Consider the following 10015-nt stretch of genomic DNA (forward strand, 5'->3'; position numbering starts at 1 on the left):
CCCGCATCGCGTACACCACGGCCTCCATGCGGGAGTGCAGCTGCAGCTTCTCCAGGATGTTCCGCACGTGGTTCTTCACCGTGTTCTCGGAGATGCTGCATCTCCTGGGGGATAACCCCCAGACCCCCAGCAGGGGCGTCCCGGTGCAAGGGCCCTCAGCGGATCTCCAGGATCTTCTCCCGCATCGCGTACACCACGGCCTCCATGCGGGAGTGCAGCTGCAGCTTCTCCAGGATGTTCCGCACGTGGTTCTTCACCGTGTTCTCGGAGATGAAGAGCTCCTTGGCGATGTCCCGGTTGTTCATGCCAGTCGCGACGAGCTTGAGGACCTCCAGCTCGCGGTCGGTGAGCCGGGGTGCGGGGACCAGGCGGCGCTCGTCGGTGCGCTGGATCATCGACTTGAACTCGGTGAGGAGCTTCGACGCCATCGACGGGCTGATCTGCGACTGCCCGTCCGCCACCGCGCGGATCGCGGTGGCGACCTCGTCGGTGGAGATCTCCTTGAGCAGGTAGCCGGTGGCCCCCGCCTTGATCGCGTCGTAGAGGTCCGCCTCCTCGTCGCTGATCGTCAGCATGATGATCTTCGCGCTGGGGGCGACCTCCTTGATGGAGGTGCACGCCTCGATGCCGCCGCGCCGCGGCATCCGCACGTCCATCAGGACGATGTCGGGCAGCAGGTCCGCCGCCTTGTCGACCGCCTCGGCCCCGTCGCCCGCCTCGCCGACGACCTGGATGTCCTCCTCCTGCGCGAGGACGATCTCCAGACCGCGCCGGAACAGCGCGTGGTCGTCCACGACCAGGACGCGGATCGGCTCCTTGCGATAGACCTCGTTGGCCGATTCCGATCCTTCCGGAGCACCCTCATGGGCGAGCGCACCGCGCTCGTGCCCGCTCAGCACCGGGCCGAAGCTGTCTGCCATCGTTCCTCCCCCTGAAGGCCGTGGCCTGAATTCGTTTCCGGTCCTCCAACCACTGCCCGGGAAGCACCGGTTGGCGTGCACGCCATGATTTCATGCCCGGGCCCTTCCGGGGTGGCCCCCCGGGCGCACAGGGGTGCCCCTGGGGGTCGCGGGAAGCGCTCCAGGGGCACCGGAAGGGCCGGCCGGTCAGCCGTTCGACGGGTCAGCCGCCGAGCGCGCCACCCGCTCCGCCGCTGTTCTCGGCGAGCGGGTCGTTCTCCAGGTGGATGACGCCGTAGTCGTAGGCGTGGCGCCGGTAGACGACGCTCGGCTGCTTGGTCTCGGCGTCGACGAAGAGATAGAAGTCGTGCCCGACCAGTTCCATCTCGTAGAGGGCCTGGTCGAGTCCCATCGCGGCGGCCTTGTGGGTCTTCTCGCGGACCACCAGCGGGCCCTCGCCCTGGACCTCGATCGAGCCCATCATCGTGGTGGGCACCGCGCCGCCGGTCTCGTCGGCGACGAGTTCGCCCTGGCCGTTCAGCTGGGCGACCCCGGGGACGACGTCGGCGACCTCCGCCGCGGAGAGCCGTCCGTTGCCCCGGCGGGTGTAACGCTTGTCGTGCTGCTTGCGAAGCCTGGCCTCCAGCTTGTCGCTGGCCAGGTCGAGGGCCGCGTACGGGTCGCCGGCCGACGCTTCCGCCCGGATGACCGGGCCTCGGGAGTGGAGGGTGATCTCCACGCGGTCGGACCGGTCGGCCTGCCGCGGGTTGGGCTCCTTGGACACCTCGACGTCGAGGCTGATCACCTTGCCGTCGAGCTTCTGGATCTTCTCCAGCTTCAGCTTCTCGGCCACGTGCTTGCGGAACCGCTCGGGCACCTCTGTCTTGCGGCCCTTGACGACGATGTCCACGCAGAACTCCGTTCCCGGATCGCCCGCCCGGCTCCTAGGCCGACGGGCATCTCCCTTTGCACCAGCCCCGGCGATCTCACCGGAGCTCGGACTTGGCGACTTCGACCTCCTCCTCCCCAGTCGACAAGATCGCCACCCCATCGACGAGAGGTTAATTCGCCCTGAACTCCTGTCCTGTAGGCGCAACCGTGTATGCGATGAGTTCGGGCATTCACCCTTCCTCACAACCGAACATAGCCCCTTCGGACGGGTGTCGGCACCCGCTGCCGAGACTTACCTCCATTCGGAGGCTTTTACCTCTCACCACCTGCAACGATCCAAGTTCCTGGCGAGTTCCGGTTTATTTCGAACGAAGCGGGAGATGATGCGATCACAGCCGCCACCCGCTGTTCGAATTCGTGCTGCGTTGAATCACTTCGGGATCTCCCCGCCCATCCGGGAGTGAACGCAGGGTGTACGACCCCGAGGGCCCGCGCCGCCTCCGCGAGCGTCGCGCCGGTGGTCATCAGGTCGTCCACCACGACCACCCGGCCGGCCTCCAAGAGCCTCGCGCCGCCCGGCACCACCTCCAGCGCCCCGGCCACGTTCGCCCACCGCCCGCGCGCCCCGAGACCCGCCTGGTCCGCCACCGCCCGCCGCTGCCGCAGCACCGGCAGCACCCGCGCGGACCGCCCCGCAGCCCGCAGCCGCGCCGCCGCGGCCAGCGCCACCCGCCGGGTCGGATCGTGCCCCCGCGCCCGCACCGAGCGCCGCGAGGACGGCACCGGCACCAGGAGCAGCGGCCGCTCCCGCGAGCCGCCCACAGCCGCCTCCACGGCCCTCGCGAGGGCCCCGCCCAGCGCCCCGCCGAGCCCCAGCGCCCCGCGCTCCTTGTGGGCGATCAGCAGCTCCCGTACCGCCCCCTCGTACGGCACGGCGGCGTGCACCACCGGCAGCCCGGCCGGCTCCGGCGCGGGCCGCACCCGGCACGCCCGGACCCCTCCCCCGCCCAGCGCGCCCGCGCACCCCGCGCACAGCCCGGTACGAGGCACCCCGCAGCCCTCGCAGACACCGGGCAGCACCAGTCCGGAGATCTCGCGCCACCAGCCCCGCATGCCTCCACTCTGACCACCCCCGACGCCGCCCGCCACCCCTGTGGACAACGCCCTGTGGACAACCCGGAAGACCCCTGCCGGAAGACCACCGGTAGACCCGCCAGGAGACCGGCCGGGAAACCTCCCGAGGACCTACCCGGGATAGACCGGCCCCGTCCCGGACTTCACCACCGGCTGCCAGTTGGCCCCCGGCATCAGCCGCACGATGCCGTCGTTGCCGGAGGCGGCGATCAGCGGCTCCGTCTCCTTGTACGGCGCGGCCACCGCCAGCACCCCGTTGAGGCCCGGCAGCACCGAGCTCGCGGAGGTGGAGCCGTCGGTCTGGAGGTAGCGGATCTGCTGCACGCCGCCGGCCTCCCGGCCGACCACGACGAGCCGGCTCGGCCCGGCCCAGGAGACGGACGAGACCGACTCCATGCGCGGCGCGGCCGCCTGGAGGTCCTCCACGGACACGACCTGCTCGTCCGTGCCGTCCTCCCGCTCGATCCGGCCGATCTGGAGGGTGGTCCGCCCCTCCCGGGTGATGAGGAGCGCGATCCGCACCCCGTCCGCCGAGACGCGCAGCGACTCGACCCGGGTGTCCTCCGTCAGCCACGGCGTGCGGACCTCGATCCACTTGCCGGTGCCGTCGGGCACGACCACCAGCCGCTGGTGACCCCTGGCCCGGTCGGCGACCCACAGGTCGCCCCGCCCGTCCCAGCTGGGCTGCGAGAGCCGGTCCTCGTGCGCCGCCGTCGCGGCGGCCGAACTCTTGAACACCGCCGGAAGCTGTTCCTGCTCGGCGGCGATCGACGAGACGTAGAGCGAAGCGCCGTCCTCGGACACCCCGGCCGCCCGGGTCCCGTCCCGGGCCACCGCGACCGAGCCCAGCCGGACCGCGCCCTTGCCCAGCGGCCCCGGCACCGCGTCCGGCGGCGCCACGTCCTTGCCGCCGGGGTCGAGCGCCATCATCCGGCCGTCGTCGTCGACGAAGTACGGCGTCGCGTCCTGCCCGGTGTCCCGGACCGCCTCGAAGTCGGCCGCCTGCCCCTTCCCGAGCCGGCACACGTCGTCACCGGTGACGTCCTGGAGCTCCACCTGGTCGACCCGCACGGACGGCAGGTCGCCGAGCGTGACGAGCAGCTGCGCCGCCAGCCGCCGGCACACCTCGCCGCCGAACCGGTCGGCCTTCACGTTGAGCGGCACCTTCAGCGTGGACTGGTCGTCCGTCGCCAGCGACGTGACGCCCTTGCGCAGCTCCGTACCGGACGGGAACGGCGAGTCGACGGCCGGCCGCAGCCAGTGCGTCGGCCCCTCCAGGAGCGCCTTCACGGTCTGCGTCACCGGGTCCATCCGGGTGACCGGGTCCTGCCGCTGCCGGATGTAGACGGGGTCCGCGACCAGCCAGTCCTCGCCGGACGCGAAGTAGTACTTGTTCACCGACCGGTAGTTCCGCAGGAAGTCGGCCTCGCCGAGGACCAGACCGGACGGCAGGCTGTCGATCCGCCACTCCTTGTCCTTGCCGTTGGCGGCGGTCTCCTCCACGACGTGGATGGCCTGCGCGTACTCCACCGGGCTGTTCGCCCGGTACGCGTGCCGGGCGTCGACGGTCGCGATCATCCGGCCGGAGATCGGATAGGCGCGGCCCTGGGTCTCGGGGTCCGCGTTGCGGTCGGCGGGCTCGCGGTCGGGCGCGGTGGAGAGCACGGTGATGCTCTGCTCCGGCTTCCAGCTCTTCGCGGCCCGCTGGGTCAGGTACTTGCGGGCGGTCGAGAAGCCGGGGTCGTCACTGGTCATCGCCTCCAGGAAGCCGTCGACGATCTCGTCCGGGTTCGCGTTGTCCCGGGGCGCGACCGCGTAGACCCGCACCTGCGAGTCCCCCGGGTTCGCCCCCCGCACCGGCTGGACCTCACCGCTGTCGGGCATGGTCGCGCAGCCCGTCGCCAGGAGCCCGCCGCAGACGGCGAGCACCAGCGTCCGTCCGTTCCGTCCCCGCCCCGCCCGCCGTCGCGCGTCAGCGCTCACCTGTGCCGTCCTCCCGCTCCGCGTTCCCCGCCGTCCCCGTGCCGTGGCCGTGCTCCGTGTCCGCCGCCGTCCGGGCGACCACCCGGGCGCCGTTGCCGGGCAGCGCCGCCGGGTCGACGGCCGTCGGCGGCGCCGGGATCCGCGGCGGCACGGGCAGCGGGGGCCGCTCCCCGGCCGGCTGGGCCGGCACCGAAGCGGTCCGGTTCTCCTGCCGCTCCGCGGCGGCCTGCTCCCGGTTGCGCCGCGAGTCCTCGGGCTCCAGCGGTATCGGCGAACCCCGCAGCGGCTCGTCGGCCGTGCGCGGCAGCGTCAGCCGGAACTGCGAGCCGCCGCCCGGCTCGCCCCACGCCTGGAGCCAGCCGCCGTGCAGCCGCGCGTCCTCGACGGCGATCGACAGGCCGAGGCCCGTACCGCCGGTGGTACGCGCGCGTGCCGGGTCGGCCCGCCAGAACCGGTTGAACACCCGGGTGGCCTCGCCCGGCTTCAGACCGACGCCGTAGTCGCGTACGGCGACGGCGACGGCCCCGCCGGCCGCGGCCAGCTTCACCACGACGTCCCGGCCCTCGCCGTGCTCCACGGCGTTGACGACCAGGTTCCGCAGCACCCGCTCGACCCGGCGGGCGTCCGCCTCGGCCACCACGGGCTGCTCGTCGCCGACGACGACGATCCGGGTGCCCTTCCGCTCGGCCAGCGGCTCGGCGCCGCCGATGACCCGGCGCACCACCTGCCGCAGGTCGATCGGCTCGGCCTCCAGGGCGGCGGCGCCCGCGTCGAAGCGGCTGATCTCCAGCAGGTCTGAGAGGAGCGACTCGAAGCGGTCGAGCTGGTCGCCGAGGAGTTCCGCGGAGCGCGCGGTGACGGGGTCGAAGTCGACCCGGGCCTCGTGGATGACGTCGGCCGCCATCCGGACGGTCGTCAGCGGCGTCCGCAGCTCGTGCGAGACGTCGGAGACGAACCGCCGCTGCATCCGCGACAGCTCCTCCAGCTGCTGGATCTTGAGCTGGAGGTTGGACGCCATCTTGTTGAACGCCTCGCCGAGGCGCGCGATGTCGTCCTCGCCGGTGACCTTCATCCGCTCCTGGAGCCGCCCGGCGGAGAGCCGCTCGGCGATCCCGGCCGCCATCCGCACCGGCGTGACGACCTGCCGCACCACGAACCAGGCGATCGCCCCGAGCAGCACCACCACGAACAGTCCGGCGGTCGCCAGGGTCGTCTTGACCAGGGCGAGGGAGTCCTCCTCCTGCGTGAGCGGGAAGAGGTAGTACAGCTCGTACTGCTTGCCCTCGGCGTCGTTCAGCCGCTTGCCGATCACCAGCCCCGGCTCGGACGGCTTGTCGCTGGTGTAGTGGATCCGCCCGAACTTCTGGAACGGCGTGTTGCCCTGCGCCACCGAGTGCCGCAGGCCGGCGGGGACGGACCGCGTCGGGTCGACCTCGCCGGAGGCACGGGCGCCGCGGCTCGGGGGGGGGGGTGGGGAGGCAGGGCACAGCCACCCACATGGTAGGCGCTTGGCGGGCCCGCACGGCGAGGCGCCGAGACGCGGGCGCCCGCGGCGCGCGCCCGGCCCGCGCGCCCCCCGCCGCGGCGGCGGCCCGCGCCGCCCCCGGGCGCGCGGGGATGCCGCGCCCCCCCCCCCCCCCCCCCACCACGTTGAACGCGTTCTGGCCGCCACTGGCGAGCTGCTCCACGAGCGTGGAGCGCCAGTTCACCGAGGAACCGGCCCGTACGCCGTCCTGCCCGGGCACGGACGGCGTGGTCGCCGCCCGGTCCTGCGCGGCGGAGAACCCGCCGGCGGCCTGGATCTGGGCGGCCTTCTCCTTGGTGTCGAGCAGACCGTTGCGGACCTGGCCGATGACGACCAGGCCCAGCAGCAGCACCACGCCGAGGGACATCAGGAGGGTGCCCGCGACGACCCGCAGCTGGATGTTCCGCCGCCACAGCCGTACGGCCGGAAGCAGCGGCCGGCGCACCAGCCGGGCGACGATCCGGAAGACCCTGCCTCCCGGCGTCCCGTCCTGGAGGAGCCGTTCCCCACGCGTCAGGCGGCCGGAACGCGAGCCCCCCCGCCCCGGTCCGGCAGCCCGCCCCGTACGACCCCCGGGGTCCCGGGACTCCGGAGCAGCACTGCCCTTGCTCATGTCAGCTCGGTCCCGCCTTGTAGCCGACACCGCGGACGGTCACCACGATCTCGGGGCGCTCCGGGTCCTTCTCGACCTTCGAGCGCAGCCGCTGGACGTGCACGTTCACCAGCCGGGTGTCGGCCGCGTGCCGGTAGCCCCACACCTGCTCCAGGAGCACCTCGCGGGTGAACACCTGCCAGGGCTTGCGCGCCAGCGCCACGAGGAGGTCGAACTCCAGCGGCGTCAGCGCGATCGACTGCCCGTCCCGCTTCACGGAGTGCCCGGCCACGTCGATGACGAGGTCGCCGATGGTGAGCTGCTCCGGCGCGGGCTCCTCGGAGCGCCGCAGCCGCGCCCGGATGCGGGCGACGAGCTCCTTCGGCTTGAACGGCTTGACGATGTAGTCGTCGGCGCCGGACTCCAGGCCCACGACGACGTCGACGGTGTCGCTCTTGGCCGTCAGCATCACGATGGGTACGCCGGACTCGGCCCTGATGAGCCGGCACACCTCGATGCCGTCCCGTCCGGGCAGCATGAGGTCCAGCAGCACCAGGTCCGGCTTGGCCTCCCGGAATGCGGCGAGAGCCTTGTCGCCGTCCGCGACGAACGACGGCTCGAACCCTTCACCCTTGAGCACGATCCCGAGCATCTCGGCCAGTGCGGTGTCGTCGTCGACGACGAGAACGCGTCCCTTCATATCGACATCATCCCATTTCCGTATCAGTCTCAAGGCGGCTGGTGAGATACCTCACTGACCTGCGACGACGCCTCGGAGGAGCCCCCTGACTCCGTGTGTCCGCGCGCCCCGCCGCCAGTAACGACTGTCACCCCCGTGCCCCCGCGGTCGCCCAGAACCGTACCCCGCGCGGGGCCGAACGCCCACGTTCCGGAACAACCTTCGTCCTCCCGTACGAGAAGCGGTTCCGGCCCGGTCCACGCCGGGGCCCCTCATGACACGATGGCAGCCGGCCCCGCCGCCCGCTCGTGGACGGCCGCCGTGACCGAGCCGGTTCGCCGACCGGCACCGCGACCCAATCCGCCGAGGTGGACGACCGTGAACGACTCTCCGGGCTGGAACCCGCCCGGATCCGCCCCTTCCGACGGCCAGGACGGCCCCGCGATCCCCGGGCAGTCCGCGCCGTCGGAGCCGACCGGATCCGCTCCCCAGTGGTCGAAGGAGCAGCCGCCCGCCGGCCAGTGGACCACGCCGACCCCGGGCCGCCCCCGGCCGCCGGCTCCCGGCCGCGCCTGGGGTACGCCGCCACAGCGCGGCCACGGCGCCCCTCCGGCCCCGAAGCCGGGCGTGATCCCGCTCCGCCCGCTGGGCGTGGGCGAGATCCTCGAGGCCTCGGTGGCGATCCTCCGCCGCTACTGGCGGACGGTGCTGGCCGTCACGGTCCCCGTGGCCGTGGTCACCCAGACGGCCCTCGTCTTCGTCCAGCGCTACCTGGCGGCCGAGCCGCCGACCCTGCACGCGGACGCGACCCCGGCGGAGCAGCTGGAGGCGCTCTCCGCGTACCTGCGGGCCTCCTTCACCGAGCTGGCCCCGACGATGCTGGTCTCCGTGGGCGCCTCGGTCTTCGTCAGCGCCCTGCTGACCGTCGTCGTCAGCCGGGCGATCCTGGGCCGCCCGGTGACGCTCTCCGAGGCGTGGCGCGAGGCGAGTCCCCGGCTCCCCCAGCTCCTGCTCCTCTCCCTGGCCCTGCCGCTGGGCGCGGGCCTCCTCGCCTTCGTGGCGATGCTCCCTGGCCTGCTGCTCGGCGGCGCCGGCGGCGCGACGCTCGCCTTCTTCGGCGGCACGGCCGCCTTCGCCGCCGTCATCTGGCTGCTGATCCGCTTCAGCCTGGCCTCGCCGGCCCTGATGCTGGAGCGTCAAGGCATCGTCCCGGCCCTGAAGCGCTCGGCGAAGCTGGTCAACGGCGTCTGGTGGCGGGTCTTCGGCATCACGCTGCTGACCCAGCTCCTCATCATGATCTTCACGATGCTCCTGACGATCCCGTTCACCGCGGTCGCCTTCGCTCTCGACGGCACCCCGGCGGGCTCCGACCTCAGCTGGACGTACCTCGTCGTCATGGCCGTCGGCGGCATCGCCAGCAGCGCCCTCACGTACCCCGTCGCGGCCGCCGTCACGGTCCTCCTCTACGTGGACCAGCGCATCCGCCGCGAGGCCCTGGACCTGGAGCTCACCAAGGCCGCCCAGTCCCGCTGACAGCACCCCCTGAGACAGCTCCCGCCCTCCACGAGGAGGCCGGGAGCTGTCTTCTTTTCCCCTCCCCCCTCAGGGCTACGGGTACGGCTTCTCGCCCTTCGCCAGCATCGCCACGTACTTCTCGATCCGCCGCGCCCGGGTCTCGGCCTTCTTGGCGTCCTGGACGCGGTACAGGATCGCGTAGCGGTTCTGTCCGTCCAGCGTCTCGAAGAACTCCGCCGCGCCGGCGGCTGCCAGGGCCGCCGCGAGGTCGTCCGGCACCGTGGCGGTCTTCGCGCTGTCGTACGCCGCGTCCCAGCGGCCGTCCGCCTTGGCGCGGTCGACCTCGGCCTGCCCCGGCGGACGCATCCGGCCCTGCTCGATCAGAGCGACGGCCTTGTCCCGGTTGATCTTGGACCACTTGCTGCGTGCCGTGCGCGGGGTGAACCGCTGGAGCCACCACTGGTCGTCGAACGTGCCCTTCTGCCCGTCGATCCAGCCGTAGCAGAGCGCCACGTCGAGCGCCTGGGCATAGTCCAGTGCGACGATCCCGGGGCCCTTCTTGCGGACCTTGAGCCAGATCCCGGGCGCGACGGCATGGTTCTCACCGAGCCACGCCTCGAACGCCTCGGCGGATTCGAACGCGACGATCTCCAAGTCCTGAGTCACCCCAGCAGCGAACCACACCCGGCCGGCCACGGCCCCCGGAACGCAGAAAAGCCCCGCACCAGAAGGTGCGGGGCTTTCCCACAATGATTGTTCGGCGGCGTCCTACTCTCCCACAGGGTCCCCCCTGCAGT

Annotated in this window: 7 protein-coding genes and 2 pseudogenes; 1 reads left to right on the forward strand and 8 read right to left on the reverse strand. The window is 72.5% G+C overall.

Features of this window, described 5'->3' with window-relative positions; translation table 11 throughout:
• The 7 genes and pseudogenes from ACFW1I_RS34785 to mtrA all read right to left on the reverse strand — a co-directional run.
• Positions 1-94 (reverse strand): annotated as a pseudogene (locus tag ACFW1I_RS34785) (response regulator transcription factor); the annotation flags it as partial.
• Between the two features lie 61 nt (positions 95-155).
• On the reverse strand, positions 156-920 hold the full coding sequence (locus ACFW1I_RS34790; protein ID WP_384677507.1) for a response regulator: 765 nt from the start codon (positions 918-920) through the stop codon (positions 156-158).
• A 202-nt stretch (positions 921-1122) separates the two neighbouring features.
• On the reverse strand, positions 1123-1809 hold the full coding sequence (hpf, locus tag ACFW1I_RS34795) for a ribosome hibernation-promoting factor, HPF/YfiA family (RefSeq protein ID WP_384677510.1): 687 nt from the start codon (positions 1807-1809) through the stop codon (positions 1123-1125).
• Between the two features lie 293 nt (positions 1810-2102).
• The gene (locus tag ACFW1I_RS34800; RefSeq protein ID WP_384677512.1) at positions 2103-2903 is read right to left on the reverse strand and encodes a ComF family protein; all 801 of its coding nucleotides are present in this window, start codon (positions 2901-2903) and stop codon (positions 2103-2105) included.
• 132 nt (positions 2904-3035) lie between these two features.
• Positions 3036-4907 carry an LpqB family beta-propeller domain-containing protein gene (locus ACFW1I_RS34805; protein WP_384677514.1) on the reverse strand — a complete coding sequence of 624 codons (1872 nt, stop codon included), beginning with the start codon at positions 4905-4907 and terminating at the stop codon, positions 3036-3038.
• Positions 4897-7045: pseudogene (gene mtrB, locus ACFW1I_RS34810) on the reverse strand (MtrAB system histidine kinase MtrB). The gene ACFW1I_RS34805 and the pseudogene mtrB overlap by 11 nt, the downstream one beginning before the upstream one ends.
• 1 nt (position 7046) lies before the next feature.
• On the reverse strand, positions 7047-7724 hold the full coding sequence (mtrA, locus tag ACFW1I_RS34815) for a two-component system response regulator MtrA (protein WP_030498730.1): 678 nt from the start codon (positions 7722-7724) through the stop codon (positions 7047-7049).
• Positions 7725-8081: 357 nt separating this feature from the next.
• On the opposite strand from mtrA, the gene ACFW1I_RS34820 reads away from it, so the two are divergent.
• Entirely contained in the window at positions 8082-9236 is a 1155-nt protein-coding gene (locus ACFW1I_RS34820) for a hypothetical protein (RefSeq protein ID WP_384677516.1), read from the forward strand.
• A 75-nt stretch (positions 9237-9311) separates the two neighbouring features.
• On the opposite strand, the gene ACFW1I_RS34825 is transcribed toward ACFW1I_RS34820, so the two are convergent.
• Complete coding sequence (locus tag ACFW1I_RS34825; protein WP_384677518.1) at positions 9312-9884, reverse strand: YdeI family protein; 573 nt, start codon at positions 9882-9884, stop codon at positions 9312-9314.
• Between the last annotated feature and the right edge of the window lie 131 nt (positions 9885-10015).

Origin of the sequence: Streptomyces sp. NPDC058955 (assembly GCF_042741435.1) — a bacterium.
In the GTDB taxonomy this organism is placed as follows: domain Bacteria; phylum Actinomycetota; class Actinomycetes; order Streptomycetales; family Streptomycetaceae; genus Streptomyces.